Here is a 23,478-nt window from a genome sequence, read left to right as displayed (position 1 = left end):
CTATACCAATTTTTTTAAAGAGTCTTTTGATCTTGGTTTTCCTATATTCATTACATAACATTTACTATCATCTCCGGCTATAGCAATCATCTTTGATTTACAGTGTTTATCCAGAATCTTATAATTTCTAATAATCTTTTGTTTCCATAAAGGTATTAATGGATAAGCATTCGAATTTGAGAAAATATCTAAATGATTTTTAATATCTCCGCTAAAAAGCAGTTTTTCTAATACTTCACTGAAATATTTTCTGTAAGCAGAATTATAAGAGTAGTTTCTTAAATCGCTAGTATGCTCAATAAGACAACGTTTAGGTAAGTCAACCACATAGACCCAGGAAGTCCAGTAATCATAAAATTTACCATCCCCACAAGTTAAAAACAATGCACGGATTTCGTTTGTAAAATCATTGCTCTCAAAGTAGTTAATAAATATATTCGCAATCTCAATTACCTTAGAATAATCGCCATTTGCATTATTTTCGATAAAATGTAAGACAAATTCAATTCGACCGAAACAAAGCCTGGTATCTTCTATTTTTACTAAGTCTTCATACGATAACAATTTCTCTATTAATAACTTACTTTTTTGAATTTCTTCTGTTACTTGCTTTTCTGCAAATCTGGATTTCATTTTGTAATCTGACAAGAACTCATAAATATTGCTGCTTCCTTCAGAAACTTCATTAATTAACTGTAACGCACCCCGAAACGTATCAACGGTATCAATAGTTGAGTTGGATATTATATTTCGAACAATCCGCATCCATTTGCTGTAATCTTCATTATTATGATAGGCATTTTTTAGTAAATAGCAACTGTGGGCGAAGTGAAATACTCTATTTGGGTAGGTAATACGCCCCGTTACCAAAAGATTATCAATATTTGTAAATTCGTTAATCCATAAGTTCGTATTTGTTTTCAGAGTTCGGGAAACTGAAGAGTACCGTTCTAATAATTGATGTAAGGTATTAATAGACTGCTTATCTAAATAGGTTTCAGAAATATCATCTGCATTAGCTAAAATCTGAGCTAGAAGTTCATCTATAGAAATCTTTTTTTCATTTGTTGATTTATCATCTTCAACTTCAAAATAGGTTTGTATAATATAATCACTTAATTCACTTCTGGTTGCTACTTCCGTGATTAGAAACTGGTGAAAGAAATTAATGGAAAAAGAATCAAACATTTTGCTGTTTTTTCCCTCATCCCAAAAATAATCAGTCCAGTTACCATCTATATTTGTTGAGAATCTTTCCTGATAGTTCTTTTCTGCTTCCCAATCATTTCTCTTGATATGCCCAATCAAATCTGCTTTAAAATTTTCATACGTTGAAAGTACTTTTCCACGGGCATTCATTTTAATATACAAATCATCAGATAAACCAAATTTCTCCAATTCCAGAAACTCAAAAGTAATATCTTTATTTTCTTTTTTGATGATGTCATTAAAGTCAAATTTTGATTCAAAACACTGATTGTGGATTTCGTTAAGCATTCCTAATGCAGAAGCAACAGTAGGGTCATTTTTCCAATAGGTAATAAACCAATTTTGATTAGATATTTCTTCGCTTAAATCAGTTTTTACATCAATGGTGATATTTGCGTCCAGTAATTTCTTAAAGAATTCTTTGGAAGAAACTCTTGTACTGTATGTAAATTTTGCAAATTGTTGTTTGACTTTCAAATCTTTTAACTCATCATCCCTTAACGCAAAATATAAATAATACAAAAATAAGGTAGTAAGACGCTGTTGCCCATCTAAAGGGTAAAATACATTATTCCTTATATTGCCGTAAATAAAATCAAGTTTAGTGGGCTCGCCGTGGGACGCTTCTTTAAATTTTGAAACTATTTTTTTTCTTATCTTCCTATTCTCTTCTCTTCCCTGCACATAATCTCTTTGTATGATTGGAATCTCAATTGGGTATCTTGTCAAAAGTTCCCAAAAATTTGCGTTGTGTATATTATTACTCATGGGTATAGATGCTAAGAGTTTCGACAATGCTTTCTAAATAATCCGCACGATCCTGCTGTGTCCAGAAATATAAATGTTCGGTACTGCCCGAGTAATATTTCATAAACAGATTTTTCGTACAAATAGGAATGAACTGGCCATTCTTATCTTTTTTTATAATCTTACTTCGTTTTTCAGGAAATACGGAATTTTTATATCCTCTATTGGTTTTGGAATCCAAAAGAGCCAAATTACCCAAAGAGTTAGTAGTATCCTCAGCTGATAAATTATTTCCTTCAAAATAGCTCACAATTTCATAAAATAGGCCGGGGAATGTGTCATTGCTCCAGTTTTCACATTTATCCCGCAAGTCCTTGTCGGCTATATATTGCCTTGCTTCATCAATCCAAGCTTTCCGGTGTGCATCCAGCTCAGGTATTTTTTCAGCTATTGAACCAATATGCTCAATATCCCATCCATTTTGCTTGTCTTTGAATTTAGTAAAAGGAAACTTTGCATCATCCGATTTATTTTGATTCATGGTTTCGATGTTGTGAAGCAATAATATCTTTCTCAGTAAGCTTTGATTATTTTTATACTCTATCTTTTCCAAATCACTTCCTACACTTTTTAGAAAAGTAGAAATTCCCCCGTTCAAATATTTCTCAAAATCTCTTTTAGTGATTGTACTGTAAGTGTCTAATATCTCCCGTAGTGAATAATCTTTAAGATCACAATACACTAAAAAGCCTACCTTATTGTGTAATAAAGGGGAATTGAACCACTCCAACAAAACCAGATATGTTTGTTTTATTTCGTACCATTTTTCGAAAATGTAATCTTCATTCTTCCCTTTAAAATCATTATAGTATTGCGAGAAAGTAAAATGATCATCATTATTTTTTTCATCTTTCCTCTTAATAAGGTCCAACAAAAATTCAATCCGGGTGGACAAATCATTTTGGTCTTTGTTTATAAAATCCCAAAAGTCATTATTGTGCAGGCTATATTCAATATTTTCCCAATCAAGAGCAATTTGTAACTGTTTGTGATAAATGGTTTCATTATTCTCAAAATTTGAAGAGTTCAGAAACAAAGCTTTCACAAGCTCAGCATTGGTCAGTTGTATTTTCCCGGTGTTAATACGGGTAAATATTTCGATGGAGTCTGATTCAAAAGTCTGATACCAAATTACTTTCGTTACATCATAAAACTTTCCAATAAATTTATCGCTATTGATCCTATTTACTTCGAACCATTGATGAATGGTTTCGTAAGCTGCTGAAATATGAAAATAGTCGATATTTGAATATTCAATTTCCTGATTTACAGTTATGTTATTTAGAAATACTGTACTGTTCTTTCTTGTCTGATATAGAAGAATTGGCTCAGTATCTTTTTTCTGTCCACGGAACATTTCATTAATATAATGGACAATTAAAAATACAGTTGTCAAGCGTTGTTGTCCGTCAATGACTTCCATCCATTTCTTATTCTGATCTCCTTCAAATTTATCAGGAAAAGAAGTCATTTCTTTTACCACCAAAGGTTGCAAGCAATACCACGTTTCCTCATGAGATACCAACGTTCTAAATTCGAAGTTATAAATATCATCAAGTAGTTGCTCTACCTGTAATTTTGTCCATCGATAGCCTCGCTGATAATCAGGAATAAAATAACTGAGCTTTGAAATTTCTCTTACAGTAATGGGCTCTAACAGAACATTTGTATACTCCATTATTTCTGTTTGTTCTACATTCATCATTCGTTTTTATGGTTATTTATTAGTTTTTATATCAATCTCACTCTCCCCGTCAGCAATTCCTGCATCATCCCTTGTTTTACCTGTCTTGCTTTGCCAAGTTGCACTTCCAATGCTTCCAGCTCCGCATCCATATCCGATAATATCGTGGCGATGCGGGTTTGCTCGGTGAGGGATTTGGGAATATTTACCTCTAAATCTTTTATTTGATTTGAATTGACACTATCGAAAGTAGAACCAGTTGAAAATTGTGCCCAATCGGTTTCTTTGTAAATCAGTAAGTGATAAATAAATTTGTTTTCAGTTCTAAAAGCACAGACACCTCTTCCTAAACAACAATCAAATGTTGCCGTTGCAATTTCTCCAACAGGTGCTCGAACAGACATAATTATATCACCTATTTTACCTCTTTTCGTTATTTGCGAAGTATAATTTCTAATAATTGTTCTTCTATTCTCAATATCTGCATTACCTTGAACCAAAGGCAATCCTTTTCCAGAATTATTATAAAATTGCGACAAAGGTGATTGTCCCATTATTATCTCACAAACCTCCCCCAACCTCTTCACTTCCCAATCGGCCGCAGGCGACAACAATTCCTGCATTGCTCCTTGTTTAATGAGACATTTTTTAGCAATGAGTTGCTCTAGGCTTTCTATCCAAGCATCAGCATCACTCAAGGCTTTTGCTATCACTTCTTGTTCGGGCAAGGGCGGAAGGGGAATTTGGAAAGTTTGAAGTACATTTTTAGGAACAAATCCCATCCCCGAACCACTTTGGTTATTTATCATCAACTTATTGAAGTACGATGAATTGAGGATTTGTGAAAAATAGTGAGGATTAACAATATCCTTTTTGGGCGACAATCTCATTACATTCCAAGCATAGACTGAAACTGCATCAGTTAAATAAATGGAACCTGAGCCAAGACGAGCGCCTATATTAGATAATAGAAAATCATTTTTCGAGATATGAAATCGTGTAGAATACTTTCGAAAAGATTTTTCAGAAATAAATTCACAATTATTCAAATCAATCTGACCATCAATAACATTATTTGCTTTTAAAATAGGTACACCTTCAAATGAGTATTCAGGAATATCAATCGCTGTATTAATGCCCTGTATCATATCCTTGCAAATTTCCTTTAGTGAATTCACTTCCCAATCCTCCGGCAACAAACCAATCTCTGTCTGCCTCATCGTATTTTCCTTTACCATACCAATCCCATTTTTTGCAGGTGAGCCAATACTTTTTGCGAAGCTTCTACTGTTTGGGTTTCCAAAATAGGTAAAGCCTGTTGGTAGCGGTCTGCCAGTTCCTTAATGCGTTGCGTAAGGTTTTGGCTCAGCTTTTCCTGTTCGTTTTGCAATGCCTGTTGCAATACGGGTGTCCATTTGTGGTTAATCACCATATCTTTTATTTCGGCTTCGGTTATTAAAGGATATTGCGCCACCACTTTTACTTCCAGATTTTCCTTCGCTATTTTTATCAGTTTGGTAATGCCACCCAAAGCTTCTTGCGTATCAATATAGTTTTTAATGTATTTCAATTCTTCCTTAGAGGCATTATCGGCTTTACGTTCTTTATAAAAGTCTTTTACATTTTTAAGATTTATTTTTTCCAAATCACTGAAAATGCCTTCCTCGCCGCTGTTTTCTTCTTCAATTTCTGCAAGGGCTTCCTGTGTAAGGTTCAGTTGATTTTCTAAATCCTGTAAACTGTCATTTTGTTCTTTGAAGAAATAATGAATCATCATTTCCGGCGTGACCATTCTGCCTTCAATACCTGCCAAACCTGCAATTTCTTTGTCTTTAGCAGTTTTACCGTCTTTTCCTTTTTTACCTTTTATGACTAATCGGGTATATTCATTCCCTGCTTTCCATCCATCTAATGCAATGGAATAAAAATCATCCTGCATCACTTCATTCCAGTACTGCATCAAGTGCTGGTACATTGCATAACAGTTAACCAAATCATTATGCTCAAAATGGCTAAGGATGGTTTGTGCAGAAGTTTCAATCGCTTCTTTTACGGCAAAACCCTGTTCCAAAGTGTTCCACCCTGTTTGCTGTTGATGCAGCCAGTTATCAAAAGTAGTATGCATCTCTTCATTGAAAGCAACAAATTCCGGATGATTAAAAATGGTTGATTTTATGTCTTCTGCAGATAATTTCAACTCAAAATATCCCGTTCTTGACGGACTAAATAAATCAGCTTTTAAAGAAGGGAACAAATCCCAATAGGATTGTAATGACTGTACATCACGCTCAGGAATACCTCCTGATAAATGTCCCTCCAAATCCTGAATATCTTCCACTTCCTGTGTGTCAATATAACGTGGAATGTTGAGATTATAATCGTTTTTAGGATCAGCAATTTCGGTCATAGAGACCATACGGCTGAATTTTGGCAGTTCGGCAAAAACATCAAACACATCAGTAATTTTACGAATATCCTGCTCGCGTAAACGGTTTTTATTTCCGTCTTTTACAAAGCCTTTACTCGCATCCATCATGAATAATCCTTTGCGGTGCTCTGCATTTTCTTTATCCAGTACAATAATACAAGCCGGAATACCTGTACCATAAAACAAGTTGGCAGGCAAACCGATAATAGCTTTAATATACCCTTTCTTTAAAATGTTTTTACGGATTTCGCCCTCTGCATTTCCACGGAACAAAACTCCATGCGGTAAAACTACGGCCCCTTTTCCATTAGATTTTAGCGATTGTAAAATATGCAGTAGAAAAGCATAATCCCCATTCTTCTCTGGGGGAACTCCTAAAGTGAACCGGTTGAATTCGTCGCTTGCTACATTTACACCATTGCTCCAGCTTTTCAACGAAAAAGGTGGATTGGCAACTACATAGTCAAACTTTTTTAAATTCCCATCAGCTTCTTTATAAAAAGGACGAGACAAAGTGTTATCCGCAATGATGGTTGCAGTTTCAGCACCATGCAGAATCATATTCATGTGAGCTAAATTAGCCGTTGTAGTTTCTTTTTCCTGTCCATAGAGGTCAATATTTTTACCAGCTTCGTTCATCACTTTCAGCAATAATGATCCTGAACCACAGGTTGGATCATAAGCCATTGTTTGATGTGATGAATTGTTTTGATTGATCCCAATTACTTTTGCCAACACCCGGGAAACTTCAGCAGGTGTGTAAAATTGACCCTTCGATTTCCCCGATTCAGTAGCAAAATGACGCATCAGATATTCATAAGCATCGCCCAAAATATCATCGCCCTCTGCTGAATTGCCTGAAAAATCCAAACTTTGATCATTGAAAATACGAACCAGATTGGAAACCGTATCAACCAGGTCTTTTCCTTTCCCTAATTTAGACTCATCATTAAAATCGGGAAATTCATTTAGCTTATTAGATTCTTTAATTGGGTTTAGAATCTGTTTGTTGATCTTATCCCCAATTTCAGGATTTCCGATAAGATCTACCATATCATCAAAAGACGCACCTTCAGGTACTGTGATCGCTCCAAAAGGATCACCTTTATATTTATCTGAAATATACTTCACAAATAACATCGTGAGTACATAATCTTTATATTGAGAGGCGTCCATACCGCCACGTAATTCATCGCAACTTGCCCATAACGAGCTATATAGTTCTGATTTTTTAATTGCCATTATTGAAATTTGAAAAAGTATTGCAAAATACGAAATTTATAAAGGTTTTTCTACGGAAACCAGCAAATAAAAGATATAAAAAAACTCCTTTAACCGTGTTATTGGAGTTTAATTTTTTTTGAAAAAACATTTATTATCTTAAGTTATATAATAAAATAAGGTGTGAAAATTTTGAGGTTTACTTCCCGATACAAAAATAATTAGTATTGATTATCATGTACTTATGTATAATAGTAACACTATAGTGTTGTGTTTGTTTCTTTTTTAAATATTTACCAACTAACCACTGTGTCTCTATCAAAATAGATTTTCTCAAGATTTATTGTACAATTAATTTTTAGAAGATCCTTAGGAATACATAGATAATTACTAAGATGATCTAATAATGTGTCCTTATTTCCATTATTAAAATTATAACTTGAAATTTCTTTTGTAATATCAATGTTATTTATTGAAACTTTAGATATAACTTGCCTTTTTTCCTCACCAGAAAATGTTTTCATAGTTTTTTCAACTGCTACTACATCAACATCATGAATATCATCAGTAGCACTAGGTATGTAAATTGTATTGTCATTTTGTGCAGTTAACAATGTACCAATGAAATCAAAAGATTTTATGAATTGACTTTTTTTCCTTAATCTCAATACTTCCTCAAAGAATTTGCTTTTTTTGTCGTCTCTAAAATTACCATTAGAATCGAAATAAATTTCAAATAGAATACCATTTAAAAGATGATTTTCGCCATTACTTTCATTGAACGGTATCAAGGTATTGCTCAAATTTTCAATAAATTTTATGCAATCCCTAGCACCACCATTAGCAGCTTGTAAAATATTTCTTCCTAGTATAAACTTTTGATTTTTATCTAAAGAAGTGAGGTTCATCTTTAAAACTTTTTCCAATGCATCATTTTGTGTATAATAATTATAGCTTTTAAATGCTGTTATAATTTCACCAAAATCAGACGATTCTGAAAATTTTTGATCCATAACTACTGATTCGTCATAAGGTATACTCAAAGAATATACTAGTTGCCCATCATTAAAATAATAATCACTAATTAATGATGTATGTTCCCATGTAGTTTGTGCTCCATTTGTTAAAGTATATACAGATTGTCTAACTTTTTTAAATAGTGCTTCAACGGAAAGGCGTTCTCTACCTAAATAATCTAAAAGAACACCTGTATAAATACTATGTTCACCATATCCTTTATCACTGGCTCCATCATTAGGTGATGTTGAGAAAGCTATTAATGTTCCACGTGGTGACTGAATGGGCGAAAATCCCAATGTGGTACCCCTATTAAAAGTTCTTCTACAAGCATCAATAATTAATATGTTTACTTTGTTTGGATTTTTCGAGTAGATTTTTAAAATTTCAGATATTTTTATACTATCAGCACCTGCACTATGTACACCAGCTGGCGGAATTTGACAGTTAATAGATGCTAGATAATTCTCACCATCTAACTCAAAACCATGTCCTGCAAAATAGATGATTGTAGCATCATAGCCATCTATTTTAGCTATAAGCCCATCTAATATATTTGGAATATCTTCTTTTGTAATATCTGTTAACAATTCTACATCAAATCTTAATCTCTTGAAGATTTCTGAAATTGCTGTAGCATCATTTACTGCATTATCTAAGGTTGCTCCTTTATGATACTCATTATTTCCAATAACTATTGCTAATGTTTTCATTATATTAATTTTCAACTAATATACATACATTAACAGAATTAGTACCATTTTAACTATATAGAATAATAAGCGATTAATATATCTTAATGATACAAAACAATCCTTTTTCTCACAATTTCAGATGTATCGATAGTGAAAATTATATTTTCTTTGAGTGGTCTACCCTCATTAAGTTAGATATTATTTTTGACTTTCTGAACAGTTCCTATGCTTACATTACAAATTTTAGCTGTGTCCCGGATAGAATTTCCTTTCTTTAGGTTCTTAATTACCTCTTTATATTTGAAAAGGAAGTCTTCTATGCTTTCCGTAGAACCTTTTTCTCGTCCTTTGTAAATGCCTTTCGCCTTTGCTAGTGCAATTCCCTCACGTTGACGTTCTAAAATAGTTTCCCTTTCCATTTCGGCTATATTCGCCATAACAGAAATAATAAGTTTAAAGGCCTGATTCTCCTTTCCTTTGATTAAGCTTTCTATTCCCAGATTATCTACTTTGAGAATAACGTCCTTTTCTTTGAAAAACTCCAAAGTTGTAAGAATGTCATACAAGTTTCTTCCGAGCCTATCAATAGAACTTACAGAAACGTAATTAATCTCATTATTTTCAATTGCTTTTATCAGTTCCTTTCCCTGTTCTCTCTCTTTAAAAGGTGTAGAACCACTGATAATATCAGTAAATATCTTTTCGCCCTTTGCTTGTCGTTCCTCCTGTCTTGCAGTATTCTGAGATCCTGTTGAAACTCTAATATATCTTGCTTTCATAATTGTAAATGTTATAAAGCACCCTGCATTTAAGCAAGGTGCAAAATTAGTATTGTAATTAGTTTCTGAAATAATACCCGTTAGAACTCATATAATCATACATCAAATGTCTTGCGGTTGCTTCCCAATCAATGCAGATGTAAGACGATAAATTTTCAGGAATTGAGCCTTCCTGTTCTAAAGTAGTCTGCGCAAAATCTTCATCCGAGCTGTACTCGCCATAATATGAATCCGAAAGGCTGTCCAATAGGTCGCTTACGTCCTTATGATAGTAACTCATGCACTCTGCATAGGCCTCTATAACCTCGAAATCATAATCTGAATTATTGATTTGCTCGGCTATCTCATAAATGTCTGCTGAAAGATGGCATTCGCTGATTAGCTTTTGTTTGATGAAGAACTGATTACATTCGTAGTCCTGAAACATAAATTCGGGGTCTTGCTCGTCTTGGTGTAGTTCCCGCATAGCTTCTAAAAGCTCGTCATAGTCTGAATAATCTGAAAGTTGAAGCCATTCACCGTAGATGCTTCCTGAATTGTACTTGCCATAAGTACCCACATAGATTTGGAAGTCCTCCAAACAATTTTGTAACTTTGTCATTGTAGATAAGTTTTAATTAGCGTTAGAATTTTTTACACTTCCCCATTCAATATTAGTAGTATTGATGGGGTTTTTTGTTGGTTTATAGTAGTCGAAAACTATGCCAAATGTTATAAAAATAGGGTGATATTCAATGAAATAGCATAAATATTTTGAATTCGTAGAAAATCTCTTCAAACCTGTTCTAACTTTGGATTGTAGTCTAAAAAAAATCTTCAAAAAAGTGATGAGGTTCTTATACCGTGAGAAAACTTTTGGATGGCTTTTCAAAGGTGGGGGGGGATAGCAAAAACTCGCCTTACCCCCTCCCCCTAAGACTACTATGGGTACCCTATCGAGACATATAAAAAGAATTTGAATAATTTTCAAAAAATTATAAAATATGTGGAAAACCCCATAGGATGAATTGAGCTTTTTCATTATACTTACGCAGTTAAAACTTACTACAAAATATATAACTTTAACATTTATTTGTATGAACGATCAAAATACTCTTACTCTAATCACTGCTCTTGGAGCGCCTGTACTAGTTTTTATAGGAGGTTTAATTAGCTGGTTCCTTAAAACTCAAAAAGAAGAATTAAAAGCTATTGAAGATAGAGCTTTAGAAAAAAGAATTGAAACATATAACAAAATCTTAAATCCATTTATAACTCTTTTTGCAGCAAAAGAAAATCAAAAGATGAAAGACAAGGCTCTTGATGAGATTACTTCAGTTGATTATAGAAAGGCAGGATTTAATCTTATTACTTTTGGCTCAGACGAAATGGTAAATGCATATAATGAAATGATGCAAGGGTTTTATAGCGGAGAATCATCTGACAATCCAAACCAAACTATGAAAAAATTTGCTAATTTCTTATTAAGCATAAGAAAGGATGTATATAATAAAAATACAAAATTAAAAGATTGGGATATGCTCAGATTTATGATTACTGATATTGATACAATAATTAAGACTATACCATAAGCAATAGATTTATAGAAAACTCACCTAAGTAACTCTATCTTAAATTAAAAAGTGATGTTTAAAGAATTTATCAAAATCATTTATGAATCTCATATTTTTTTATCATTTTTGCAAACTATAAATATTTAAAAACGGTTTAATTATTGATATAGAAAAATTTATCTAAAAGGCTATCATGCTATTTTAGAATAACATCAAAGAATAAAAGCGTAAAGCTATCGCATTGGTTACTGAAAACTAGGAATCTTCAAGACAACCAAATCCGATTGATTTACGCTCATGCTCCATACGGGCGTGGGCTAAGTCTTTCTGGTTGTCGGGTATCCTAGTACCTCAGTAACAGATTGGCTTCAGTACCACGCTTTATTTTTTGCCCAAAACCAAACGAAATTTACAAAAAATATGAGCAACACAAATGACAACGGATGCCTACCTGTATTAGCATTTATTCTTTATGCAGTCGTAATTATCGGCTCAGGAGTTCTATCATGGAATTGGACTGAGCCAGAATCGTTTATCGGAGCAATCGGATTTATGATTGTCTGGGGAATTTTATCCTACATTGGGCACTTCATTCTGCTTGGAATCATAGCAGTAATATCTGAAAAATAAGTACTATGAAAAAGGTCTACTTATTAATGATTTTTTGCACAATAGTTTGCTGTAAAAAAAGAGATACTTGGGATGATGTCTATACAAATACTGACTCCATTAATTTTGGTAACTCCTATCAAGACGTTATAAATGATTATAACGACTCTACAGACAATATTCATGATATTCCAGCAATCGAGCCAATAAAGCCAAAATATGCTATTATCTGGGCTATTATAGCCCCTAATAGTGACTCTATACTCACCAAAGAAAATATGTCTAGCTATCAAAGTATTGGAAGTGATGTTATTGAAATGATTGACGTAAGTGAAGATGCCAAGTACAGAAAAATGGATGAGTTCGAGAAAACATTATATAAGGACGGTGCTGTTCCTACAGGAATGAATATCAGACAGAGAAAAATCCTTGTTTTCGACAGCTACGCCGAAGCTTCAAAACAGAGAGAAGAATTTATCAAATAAGACAATTATTAACAATCAAAAATAATTACAATGAAAAAATTAATTTTTACCTTAATGGTCGTATTACCAATATTTTATTTTGCACAGGAAGAAAAATCAAAAGAATCACCAAACGTTAAAGAGTGTGATTTACCAAAAGATTTCAAAGAACCAATAAAAAATAACAGATTAAAGAAATTTGTTGCCATAGACAATGGTGTTGATGAAAAAGAAGTAATCATTATTCGAGCGCAAAACAGTTTTGGTAGTGGGATTTATACGGTTTGTGTAAAAGGACAACCTGTCCAGTATCAAAAAATGGGAACAGTGTTTATGCGCGAAGGGAAAAATCCTTTTAATAACGCAAAATGATACTACAATTTCAGAGAGCGTGTATTCCACCATTTGAATTTAAGCAGTATAGCATTTTGGATAATGTATCTCTTATTTTAATGCTCACGGCGTACCTCGTTTTGTACATTGGAAGCGCTTATTCCCTTATGCTAGGTTTGAAACTCGCAATCAATGTATTGAAAAAGTATTTCAAAAAAGGAAATTGCTAAATACCTCAAAACCTGTCTATGACAGGTTTTTTCAGTTTTATACGAATACCGTAAAAATACCTAGTAAAAAAATAGAATTTTTATTTAAATTAGAAAACTTTATCCAAAAAAATAACCCTGAATGAGAAAAAATTTTAAAAAAGCTTTATTAAATATCATTAAACACGGAGATACAGATATATTTCCTTTCCCTTTTGAAAGATATCTTTTTGAAGACAAGCTGGAACAATGTTTAGATATACTAGAGGATTACCACAAAAATTTTGAACAATCTTTATCCCTTTCTCCTCCAATCAATCTCGAAACACTTAGTCAAGTAGGGTATTATGGATTTCGACAAGCAACATTAATTGAACCTTTTTGGAATGCATATTATTTGGGAATAGTAATATCTCTAGCGGAAAAGATTGAAAATAAAAGAATTAATGAGACAGAAAAAAATGTTTTTTCTTACAGGTACGAATGGAATGCAAAAAAAAGTTCATTATTTAAAGACGCAAATTGGATAGACTATAAAAAACAATGTGTAGAATATTCCAAACAGTTTGATTATGTTTTACAAACTGATATATCTAATTTTTACCCAAGAATAAATCATCATAAGCTTGAAAATGCTTTAAAAAAAATTGATACTACAGATATTCCTAAAAGAATATTGAAGTTATTAAGCATCTTTTCTGGAACTATATCGTATGGATTACCCGTTGGTGGACCTGCATCAAGAATTTTAGCTGAATTGGCTTTGAACAATACAGATCTTAACTTGAAAGCGAAGGGTATTGTTTTTTGTAGGTATGTTGATGACTACACAATCTTTTGTAATAGTGAATCCGAAGCATATAAAACTTTAATTCTTTTGTCCGAAAAATTATCAAATGCTCAACTTAGTCTTCAAAAAGATAAAACAAAGATTATGTCTTCGGAGGAATTTAGAGAAATTCATTATTTCTTAGATCCTATATCTGATGAAATAGATAATCCTGAAGAAGAACAAAAACTATTAAACATTTCTATTAGATTTGATCCTTACTCGGCTACAGCTGATGAGGACTATGAAACTATTAAACAATCAATCCGTCAAATAGATATTATTGGAATATTATCCCGAGAAGTAAACAAAACCAGAATTGATCAAACAGTTACCAAGCAAGCGATAAATTCAATAAAAGCTTTGACAGAAGAAAACCAAGTAAATGCAGTAAAAATTTTACTAGATAGTAATAATTTATTAAATCTATCTCCTGTTTTTACAACTATAATCAGAGCAGTTAGGAGTATTTATGATGACTTAATCGATGCTGGAAAGGATTTTGTTGATAGTGCCTTATTAGAGTTATTTGCTGAAGAAAATTATTTAACTAAGATTGAAATAAATTTAAATTATATTGTTCAAATACTTTCATTAAGGCATTCTCCTGCTAAAGAAACTATTTTCATTAACCTTTTTGAAACAGAAACTAATCACTTATTAAAAAGACAAATAATTGTAGCAATGACAAATTGGGATTGTGATTTTTGGCTTGGAGATATAAAAAGTCAGTTCACGACTCTTACAATGTGGGAAAGAAGATCAATTATATATTCATCTTATTATCTAGGAGATGAAGGCAAACATTGGAGAGATCATAATAAGAATTTATTTAGTAAAGAAGAAGTATTAATGAGAGATTGGTTTGCAGATAGAAAACAATCAACAAAACCTGTTTTAGTATGATAAATGAAAGAGAGATTGCTGAAAAATTTTCACCTATTTGGAAACAAAGTTTTCCATTTTTGACTCCTAATTTTATAAGAATGGTAAATGGTACTCAGCTTACTGAAGTAAATAGAATATCTATCCCTTCACTTCAAAAAGCTCGCTATGATATTGTTTCTGAGATTGCATTTACTTTATCTGAACAAGTGATTACATCGAAGCAAAAACTTAAAACTGTTTTATCAGACAATAAAACTTTATTAAATACAACAAAGGAAGTTGCAAGTAAAATCTGGAAAAATGGAAATTATAAAGAGGAAGATCTTATTTTAACCAAAGTTGAAATTAATGAAATTGAAAAAATTTCAAATAATACTTTAGAGTTTATAAGTAAGCAAAATTCAGAAAAAATAATTTTTAGACCAACATTAAAAGGATATGGATTTATTCCCAACCTAGAAGCTGATTTATTAATAGATAATACTATTGTTGAGATTAAAACAGTCAATAGAAATTTTAAGAATAGTGATCTAAAACAATTACTTATATATTTTGCTTTAAAACAGATGTCTGATAAAACAAACTGGGAATGTGGACAACTGTACAATCCAAGAAGTGGGCTAGCTTTTAAATTTGAACTGAAAGAACTTATTTATAAAATATCTGGTGGGAAATCGCAAAGTGAAGCATTTGAAAGCCTTCTAAATGGACTAGTAAGGGAGGTACAAATAGATAGTAAATTTTAAAAATTTTAATATGGAAATACAAAAAAATATTAATAATATCGATTATCAATTCAGCATATCATTTAATAATACAAATGATAACCAACATATTATAGGAGGGATTGAAGTAACTAGAAATATTGACAACTTTAGATTATTAGAAAATAACTCTGAAATTTTGAGAAGTATTCTACATAAAGCATTGCAGGAACGCTTTCAAAAAAAGTTTTATCTCAAAAGTTCTAATGTTGATACAGGATCAGAGTTCTCTGGAGTTTTTCAAAAGATATATTCACATAATGAAAATATAATCGAAATACCTGTAAGATTAGAAACTGCTAATGTTGTGGTCAATGTAAAATTACAAATATTGGAAGATTTTAGTGAGTGTACAAAATTAGAAAGCCCGCCATTCAACTTTGGTAGAGTTTTTCATACAAATACACCAGAAGCATTAGAGTTTTTTGAAAAGATAGTCATTAAAGGTGATATTGATGAGGATCAAAGATTACCAATTATAACTTATCCATTTGAAAATGGAGAGAAAACTATAGAAACAGCTATCAATATATTTATTAATGAAATGCTTGATAATAGCTATTCATACAATATATATGAAACCTTTCAGTGTAATCAGTTTGAACAACAAGTAAAATACATAGTAATGCCTAGACAGGAAGAATAATTTTAAATAATATTAGAACTATAATGAAAGATGGTAAAAATTTAGAAAAACTAATAAGAATTGTTGAAGAAGTCTATAAAACTAATCCTCGAACAAAAATTTTTAGTAATTATAAAATACCAAATGAAAGTGGTAACAAAAGAGAAATAGATATTTTAATTGAATCAACAATAAATAACTTTGATATTAAGATTGCAATTGAATGTAAAGAATATAGCAATAAAGTTTCTGTTGAAAAAATTGAAGCATTTAATTCCAAGTGTTTAAGAATACCTTCAATCAATAAAAAAATCTTTGTATCTCAAGTCGGATTTCAAAAGGATGCAATTGATGCTGCTAAATCTTTTGGAATCAGTCTCTATACTTTTGATGACATTAGTAAGAATGCTAATAATATATTATTTCCTATATCACGAATAAACCCTGTTTTTCATGGTTTTGGAATTGAGGAAATTTATTGTGATGAGAATCCAAAATTGTCACAAATTAAAATAAATAATATTCAAGAGTTACAATTAATTTCAATTTCAGGAGAAAAACTTGTTTTATATGATTTATTAGAAAAAACCGTCATTCCAAATTGGAAATATATTGGGTGGCAAGCATTTAATAATTGGTTAAAAGATAATACAACTGAACACCAAATTCAGTTTGCAGTCAATTTTGAGGGAATATTTTTTGAATTTGAAAATGAAAGAATTATTGTTAATCAATTAGTTTGTCATGCAAAAATTAAATATGAATTTATAAGTGCTGAAACAGAAACAAAAGAGTACAAAAACCTTTCAAGTGGAGAAATTAAAGCTCAAACAATTTCCTTTAATGATGGACAGTATAGTGGAAGTGTCGTTATTGATGTTGCTAATAAAGCACATTTCTTCGATACAACAAATGATGAAATAAAAGAACTAACACTACTTGCAAAGTATGACAAAAATACAGAAACATTTGAAAAGTTTGAATAATAAAACAGGCTCAAAACAAGCCTGTTTTAATATAGCTAATAACCATTACGTTTACTTATACAATGTCCGTAAACTAACTATCTAATAACTCTTCAAACTTGTTATTCATAAGGTCTAACAATGTATTTTTGTGTTCTAATAAATTATTTTTATCAAAATACGGATAGACTTTTTTTGATTCAATTTTAAATTTATCGTCACCCAATTCTGACCAGAATTTATGGGTGCAATATTTGTAAAGCTTGTTTTTCTTGTAGCTTGTGAATTGTTTGTTTTCAATATCATCTATACACATTAGCTTAAACTTCACAAGATTGTATAGTTTATCATACAAGAAAATAAGATTATCCCTATCTTCCAAATCACTTAGCACAAAAATTCCATTTTTATTAAATTCCCTTTTATCTAAAAACTTAACTTCAACCCTCAAAATATTCTCTCCATTACATTGTTGCCTGCCTTTATGATAAATTTTCAATCTATAATTACCTTTTTCAAATTCTTTATATACTTGTTCATTATTTGGTGGGGGTAATTTTGAAGCAGGACAAAAATCATAAAGCACACATTCATTAAGAATAAAGTGGTCTAAATCAAAAGGTAATCTTAAATTCAAACCAAATTCTAAACTTTGTGAAAGGTGTAGATTTTCAGGAGAAAACTTAATTTGTTCCTCCAAAAAATCAATAGAGTTTACAATCGCAGAGCGACTAAAATCATTATAATTCCCATCAATGTTATGCACAAACTTATTATAAAAATGATGTAAGGAATTGTGAATATATGCACCTTGATTGGTGATTTTTAGTTCCATATTTTCAAATTCCCTTTTGTATGTTTCATACAAAACAGATTCATTCCTAACTTTATCAAATCGTGAATAGCTAATTTTTTCGAGATTGTAATTTTCTTTCATTATTTCAAAAATTTCATTTTTATCAGGAAAATATGCTTTGATGTAATCTATCATGTCTGTAAGAATTAAGATTAAACATATTTTCTACTATCAAATCCACGATTTACCTCTGCTTCTATCATTGAAAGAGATTTATATTGCTGTCCAGACATAATCTCTTTCATTAAATCTCTTCTCAATACAAGAAATTTATTTGCAAATTCAGGTTTGTACGCTGGAATCAATCCAGAATTAATTTTGTCTCTAACAACTCTTTCATTCATTCCAAGAAGCTCAGCAACCTCTTTTGTGGTTAAAATTTCCTTGGTATGAGCCATACGGCTAACAATATCTAATCTTGTTACATAAACAGAAAATAGTTTGCTTACTATTTTTTGCACCAATTTTTCGATTATATAACCGAAATTTTCGTTATGGCTGGATTTCGCCGTCATGACATTATTGTTCATGTCACGAGTGCATCAAGAATTTAGCAATTGTGCCAAAAACAAAAAAACTCCCACTTTACAATAGGAGTTTTAAATAGTTAGTAATCAATAAATTATTTTTTTAAATGAAATATCAATTCATTTATAATACCTGATTTTATTAATAAAATGTAATTTTTTTATAAAAAATACAAAGTAGGAGTTTCTTATTTTATGCTTACTATTTCATCAAGAATTCTAAAGCAATTTTCTAAGTTCAAAACATCTGATTGATTGGTTGAATATTTTAAATCTTTTAGCTTATCAGAATTTACTTCAGCATTATTTTGATAGGTGAAAAAATCGGATAAAATTTTCCAATGTGTGTTATTTGTTGAAGTAATAATATTTTTATCATTCAAAACTTTATAAAAACTTTTTAGTAATGAAGGTGTTTTAAGCCAAATAATTCTATCCCTTTCTCTTCTTCGATTATTGAACAAATCATCAATTTGTTCATAAGTTGTTACATTTGCAATAAAGCCATTCTTTATCAAGCTGCTTTTAATTGAATTTATTACAACTTCTCTCGCTTCATCAGTTAATCCCTTTTTAAAATTAGGTCTATTTTCTATCTGAAAAGATTGAATTTCTTTTTTAGATGGGTAAACAAGTCTTTTTAAAGCATTAAAATTATCTTTAGATAAATAATCAACAAAATTAGAGTAGAAATCACGAAAAATATCTAAATAGATCTCTTTAACAGCAATTCCATATTTGGAAAATACATTTTTTTCCTTGCGAATTGCGCCATCTAAATCATTATAATCAATCAACAAAAGTTTAGTAAGTTTGTTAATATAGTTAAACTTATTCTTTGACAGGATATACTCATGCCGAAGCAAAGTTTGTGATTTTGTCTTTTCTTTTAACAAAGCATTATATAAAGGTTCAAAAAATGAAACCATTTTAAGTTCTCCGTCTTCACCTTCAATTCTCATCTTACCTTCAACTTTATACTCAAATTCATATTCTTTAACATTGATAAAGTAATGATATGCTATAAGATAAAAGTAATCACCTCTAATGAAGATATTTTTAAACATATCAAAGTTCTCTATTTTCGTCTCATCAATATTTAAACCTTTTGGACGTAAACTTTCTTTATTCCAAAAGAAATAACGAAACTTTGAAAAAGGGTATACATCGAATTTTTCGTCGTCTTTATTCCCTTCTTCAAAATATTGAAATAGCGGAGAGAAATCAAAATCATTATCTATAACAGGTAAAAATTCTATCATATTCCCAATATTATATTATTAATTGTACTTACTTTTCTTTTATCCACTATTTTAGCATAAATCTCGGTTGTAGTTACATTTTTATGACCAAGCATTTTTGAAATAAGATATATATCTGCTCCGGCTTCTAATTGTGTAACAGCATAGGATGTTCGAAAATTATGAAAAGTAACTTTCTTATCAATTTCTGCCTTCAAAAGCCATTTCCTCAAATTATCATTGAGTGAATGATATGCAATTCTATCAAAAACAAAATCTGATTTTTTAGTTCTATCTCCCATTAAATTTACAGCTTCTTCTGAAATAGGATGGTATTGAAATGCCGATGTTTTTTGCATTCTGAAATATATGTAACTTACCTTATCTCTTACAACAACATCTTCCCATGTTAAATTATTAATATCACTATAACGAAGACCTGTTAAGAATGCAAATATGCAGTATCTTCTTAATGTTTCATCAGAAAATTCTGTTGTGAATAGAGTTCTACACTCATCAATTGTAAGAAAATTCTTCATGACTTCCTCTTCTTCAATCCAGCCAATACGTCCCTTAAAATTTTGTGATAGATAATTATCTTCATAAGCCATTTCTAACACTTGTATAAATCGAATAAAATAACTTGCCGCTGAGTTTCTTCTTAGTTTATGTTTGGTACTTTTTAGCTGATATGAGTCAAGTAATCTATTTTTGAAATCTTCGATTAAAGTTTTATTAATATCACTGAAAAGGACATTATTATAATATTTGACAAAATACCCGTAACAAGCTTTCCAAGCGCCAACTGAATTAGTTGCGTTTTCTGCTTTCTCTTTAAAGTATTCTGTAAATATTTTCTTTTTATTTTCAGCTAATTCTAATGTTTTCAGCTCCGCTTCTGTATAAATATCAGGCTTTGTAATTTCTTTAAACCTTTTTGCTCTATATAATTCAACCATTTCTAAGGCTTCTTTATTATGAAGTTTTTGAGCAGGAGTTAATGTTAATTTTTTAGGACTACCTTTTTTATCTGTAATAATTTCAACTCTTGATTGCTTTTTACCTTTTGTATCTGTATAATAAACGGCCTCACTCTGAAAATCATTATATAAAAAATAACTGGTCTTTTCATAACGTGTATATTTCCCTGTCTTTCTATTGAAAACAGGCGGATAGAAGTTTAAAGATAAATTACTCTTGTTGCCTTTTACAAGTTTTTTCAGTACAGTTACTTTCTTACTCATTATTGAAAATTGTATTTACTAAGTTTTTGGGAACATACACATTTTTACCTTTTGGAATTTTAGGAATATTATGTTTTTTACACAAATAATAAAATGAACCTGAACTAACTTTAAATGTGTCTATGACTTCATTAATAGTGTAATAATTATCATCGCAGAAATATGGTAAATTATATTGTTTTTCTTCGTTATTTTCGGCTTTTTGTATAAAAAGAACATCTAAGTCTACTTTCCTAATTCTAACCGATTTAAAGCCATCTAATTTGCTTAATCTGCCATCTTTTAACATTCGATAAATTGATGTTCTACTAATATTGAGTAAAATCATAACTTCTTTGATTGATAAGTAATCTTTCTTTTGAATTTCTTCAATATCATAACCTCTAATTTGTACTTCCAAATCCTTATCACTCGCTTGAATCTTTTCATCACGCTTTCTCTTTTTGTAGAATTTCTTAGCGCAGTCATCGGAACAGCATTTTGTTGTAGTCTTTTTGGCTACAAATCTATTTCCGCAGAATTGACAAATTTTATTGACTTCCATAACGTCTAAATTCTCCCTAAAAATGTTTCACATTGTTTCTCCATGTTTCCTGCTGTTTCAAAATGTAACATTTTTTAACGATGAAATAACAAATTTTATTCCAAACTAAATTCATAGAAACGAAATAGAAACGAATATAATGTATATATTATGCAACATTAAATTTTAAAACAAAACAAGAGACAAATAAAAAACCCCTTAAACATTACATTTAAAGGGTTTTTTGTATTGTTGCAATTGTAATCTATATACAATCTAAAACATAGTCTACTTTCCGATACAAAACTTCGAAAAAATATTCCCCAGCACCTCATCATTCGTCACTTCACCGGATATTTCACCAAGATGCTCTAAGGCGTTTCTCAGTTCATAAGCCAGCAATTCTGTAGAGATCTGGAAGGAAATGGCTTCCTTTACTTTATGGGTCGCATCCAGAGATTTGCGAAGGGCTTCAAAGTGCCTTTGATTCGTGATGACTACGTTATTTTCCTGGGATTTTAACTGCTCAACGTAGGAAGACAGTTCATTTTTAAGATCCTGTATATTTTGGTTTTCTACCGCTGAGATTCTGATAAAATCAAAGTCCTGGCTGATGGCACTTCTGAAAACAGCTTCTACTGCTTCATATTTTGGAGGCAGGACTTCGTCTATTTTCGTGGCACAGATGATCAGCTTCAGATCGTCTCTCTGTAAGGATCTGATCATTTCAATATCTTCGGAATAGTCTTCGGTAGCCGCATCTGCGAGATATACCAAAATATTAGCGCCCTCCACTTTTTCTTTGGCTTTCTTTACGCCGATGGCTTCAATTTCATCTACCGTTTCACGAAGTCCGGCTGTATCAATAAGACGGAACGCATGACCTTTAATATGCAGAATTTCTTCAATCGTATCTCTGGTGGTTCCGGCAATATTGCTCACAATGGCTCTCTCTTCTTTCAACAGGGCATTCAACAAGGTAGATTTCCCTGCATTCGGTTTTCCGATAATGGCCACCGCAGTTCCGTTTTTGATGGCATTTCCGTATTGGAAACTTTCAATCAAAGAATCCAGTTTCACTTCAATTTTATCTAATAGCCCATTAAGCGCTGAACGGTCTGCAAATTCTACATCTTCTTCAGCAAAATCCAGTTCAAGCTCGACCAGGGAAACAAAATTGAGAAGATCTGTTCTCAATATCGATATTTCATTGGTAATTCCCCCTTTCAACTGGTTAATGGCCACTTTTCGGGAAGCTTCATTTTCAGACGCAATGACATCCGCAATAGCTTCTGCCTGCGAAAGATCAATTCTTCCGTTGATGAATGCACGAAGGGTAAATTCACCGGCTTTTGCCATTCTTGCCCCATTTTTGATCAGGGTTTCCAGAATACGTTTTCCGATATGAGGCGAGCCGTGAAAAGCAATTTCCACAGAATTTTCTGTCGTAAAACTTTTCGGAGCCAGAAAAATAGAAAGCATTACCTCATCAATCGCTTCTTCTCCATCCATAAAATAACCGTAATGAATGGTATGAGACTGCTGCTTTTCCAGTTTTTTGCCCGGAAAACTTTTCTGAACCATCGGTAAAGCATCATTCCCTGAAACTCTGATAATGCCTAAAGCTCCTACTCCATTGGCCGTAGCCAGTGCGCAAATCGTATCGTTATTCATACGGCAAATTTACGATTTTTCAGGCTAATTTCTGAAGGAGTCTTTTATACAGATTGTCTATGGCTGTGATCGCGCTTTTGGGATTTATATCAATCTATTGTTGGTAATCGCAAAAGCGCAAGGTTTTTTATTTAATTTGCATCCTGTTTTTAAGGCGCAAAGATTTTATCGGAGATAAAATTTAATTCTATTACCATTATTAAAGCTATCTCAGATTAGTGACCATTTGTGCAAAACATACGTGATATTCGTGTTTAAAAATCTGCTTAATCAGCAAGATCTGCGCGAGACCAAAAACACATTTTAAATTGTTTGAAATGAGATTGCTTCGTCA

The 23,478-nt window shown here is 31.5% G+C and carries 21 protein-coding genes; 8 read left to right on the top strand and 13 right to left on the bottom strand.

Annotated features, from left to right (window positions below):
* The 7 genes from BUA72_RS05735 to BUA72_RS05705 form a co-directional block, all read right to left on the bottom strand.
* On the bottom strand, positions 1–1,977 hold the full coding sequence (locus tag BUA72_RS05735; protein WP_072922122.1) for a GmrSD restriction endonuclease domain-containing protein: 1,977 nt from the start codon (positions 1,975–1,977) through the stop codon (positions 1–3).
* Positions 1,970–3,721, bottom strand: coding sequence for a DUF262 domain-containing protein (locus tag BUA72_RS05730; RefSeq protein WP_083544120.1), 1,752 nt, complete (start codon positions 3,719–3,721; stop codon positions 1,970–1,972). The genes BUA72_RS05735 and BUA72_RS05730 overlap by 8 nt, the downstream gene beginning before the upstream one ends.
* A gap of 26 nt (positions 3,722–3,747) precedes the next feature.
* Positions 3,748–4,938, bottom strand: coding sequence for a restriction endonuclease subunit S (locus BUA72_RS05725; RefSeq protein WP_072922121.1), 1,191 nt, complete (start codon positions 4,936–4,938; stop codon positions 3,748–3,750).
* Positions 4,932–7,370, bottom strand: coding sequence for a type I restriction-modification system subunit M (locus tag BUA72_RS05720; protein ID WP_072922120.1), 2,439 nt, complete (start codon positions 7,368–7,370; stop codon positions 4,932–4,934). Before BUA72_RS05720 ends, BUA72_RS05725 begins: the two co-directional genes overlap by 7 nt.
* Before the next feature lie 272 nt (positions 7,371–7,642).
* Complete coding sequence (locus BUA72_RS05715; RefSeq protein ID WP_072922119.1) at positions 7,643–9,079, bottom strand: caspase family protein; 1,437 nt, start codon at positions 9,077–9,079, stop codon at positions 7,643–7,645.
* Positions 9,080–9,252: 173 nt separating this feature from the next.
* The gene (locus tag BUA72_RS05710; protein WP_072922118.1) at positions 9,253–9,840 is read right to left on the bottom strand and encodes a recombinase family protein; all 588 of its coding nucleotides are present in this window, start codon (positions 9,838–9,840) and stop codon (positions 9,253–9,255) included.
* 58 nt (positions 9,841–9,898) lie between these two features.
* Complete coding sequence (locus BUA72_RS05705) at positions 9,899–10,441, bottom strand: antirestriction protein ArdA (protein WP_072922117.1); 543 nt, start codon at positions 10,439–10,441, stop codon at positions 9,899–9,901.
* 475 nt (positions 10,442–10,916) lie between these two features.
* Here BUA72_RS05705 and BUA72_RS05695 point away from each other — a divergent pair, with 475 nt between their 5' ends.
* The 8 genes from BUA72_RS05695 (at position 10,917) to BUA72_RS05655 (ending at position 17,100) form a co-directional block, all read left to right on the top strand.
* Positions 10,917–11,411, top strand: coding sequence for a hypothetical protein (locus tag BUA72_RS05695; protein WP_072922115.1), 495 nt, complete (start codon positions 10,917–10,919; stop codon positions 11,409–11,411).
* Between the two features lie 402 nt (positions 11,412–11,813).
* Positions 11,814–12,023, top strand: coding sequence for a hypothetical protein (locus tag BUA72_RS05690; protein WP_072922114.1), 210 nt, complete (start codon positions 11,814–11,816; stop codon positions 12,021–12,023).
* Between the two features lie 26 nt (positions 12,024–12,049).
* On the top strand, positions 12,050–12,487 hold the full coding sequence (locus BUA72_RS05685) for a hypothetical protein (RefSeq protein ID WP_139259529.1): 438 nt from the start codon (positions 12,050–12,052) through the stop codon (positions 12,485–12,487).
* A 30-nt stretch (positions 12,488–12,517) separates the two neighbouring features.
* Positions 12,518–12,838: a hypothetical protein gene (locus BUA72_RS05680; RefSeq protein WP_139259527.1), complete on the top strand. Its 321-nt coding sequence runs from the start codon at positions 12,518–12,520 to the stop codon at positions 12,836–12,838.
* Positions 12,839–13,150: 312 nt separating this feature from the next.
* Positions 13,151–14,743 (top strand): RNA-directed DNA polymerase, encoded by a 1,593-nt coding sequence (locus tag BUA72_RS05670; RefSeq protein WP_072922110.1) that lies wholly within the window; start codon positions 13,151–13,153, stop codon positions 14,741–14,743.
* On the top strand, positions 14,740–15,471 hold the full coding sequence (locus tag BUA72_RS05665; RefSeq protein WP_072922109.1) for a hypothetical protein: 732 nt from the start codon (positions 14,740–14,742) through the stop codon (positions 15,469–15,471). The genes BUA72_RS05670 and BUA72_RS05665 overlap by 4 nt, the downstream gene beginning before the upstream one ends.
* A 10-nt stretch (positions 15,472–15,481) precedes the next feature.
* Entirely contained in the window at positions 15,482–16,135 is a 654-nt protein-coding gene (locus BUA72_RS05660; protein ID WP_072922108.1) for a hypothetical protein, read from the top strand.
* A 23-nt stretch (positions 16,136–16,158) separates the two neighbouring features.
* Complete coding sequence (locus BUA72_RS05655) at positions 16,159–17,100, top strand: restriction endonuclease (RefSeq protein ID WP_072922107.1); 942 nt, start codon at positions 16,159–16,161, stop codon at positions 17,098–17,100.
* A 73-nt stretch (positions 17,101–17,173) separates the two neighbouring features.
* On the opposite strand, the gene BUA72_RS05650 is transcribed toward BUA72_RS05655, so the two are convergent.
* The 6 genes from BUA72_RS05650 to mnmE form a co-directional block, all read right to left on the bottom strand.
* Positions 17,174–18,070 carry a hypothetical protein gene (locus BUA72_RS05650; protein ID WP_072922106.1) on the bottom strand — a complete coding sequence of 299 codons (897 nt, stop codon included), beginning with the start codon at positions 18,068–18,070 and terminating at the stop codon, positions 17,174–17,176.
* A 17-nt stretch (positions 18,071–18,087) separates the two neighbouring features.
* Positions 18,088–18,450 carry a helix-turn-helix domain-containing protein gene (locus BUA72_RS05645; RefSeq protein WP_175548856.1) on the bottom strand — a complete coding sequence of 121 codons (363 nt, stop codon included), beginning with the start codon at positions 18,448–18,450 and terminating at the stop codon, positions 18,088–18,090.
* 200 nt (positions 18,451–18,650) lie between these two features.
* Positions 18,651–19,724 carry a hypothetical protein gene (locus BUA72_RS05640; protein ID WP_072922104.1) on the bottom strand — a complete coding sequence of 358 codons (1,074 nt, stop codon included), beginning with the start codon at positions 19,722–19,724 and terminating at the stop codon, positions 18,651–18,653.
* A complete protein-coding gene (locus tag BUA72_RS05635) occupies positions 19,721–20,947 on the bottom strand; it encodes a tyrosine-type recombinase/integrase (protein WP_072922103.1) in 1,227 nt (408 codons plus the stop codon). The genes BUA72_RS05640 and BUA72_RS05635 overlap by 4 nt, the downstream gene beginning before the upstream one ends.
* A complete protein-coding gene (locus BUA72_RS05630; protein WP_072922102.1) occupies positions 20,940–21,491 on the bottom strand; it encodes a helix-turn-helix domain-containing protein in 552 nt (183 codons plus the stop codon). Before BUA72_RS05630 ends, BUA72_RS05635 begins: the two co-directional genes overlap by 8 nt.
* A gap of 267 nt (positions 21,492–21,758) precedes the next feature.
* Positions 21,759–23,144 (bottom strand): tRNA uridine-5-carboxymethylaminomethyl(34) synthesis GTPase MnmE, encoded by a 1,386-nt coding sequence (mnmE, locus tag BUA72_RS05625; RefSeq protein WP_072922101.1) that lies wholly within the window; start codon positions 23,142–23,144, stop codon positions 21,759–21,761.
* Between the last annotated feature and the right edge of the window lie 334 nt (positions 23,145–23,478).

Source organism: Chryseobacterium sp. OV279 (assembly GCF_900128945.1).
Classification (GTDB): domain Bacteria; phylum Bacteroidota; class Bacteroidia; order Flavobacteriales; family Weeksellaceae; genus Chryseobacterium.
Note: the sequence above shows the minus strand (reverse complement) of the source record. Positions and strands in the feature narration are given on the sequence as shown.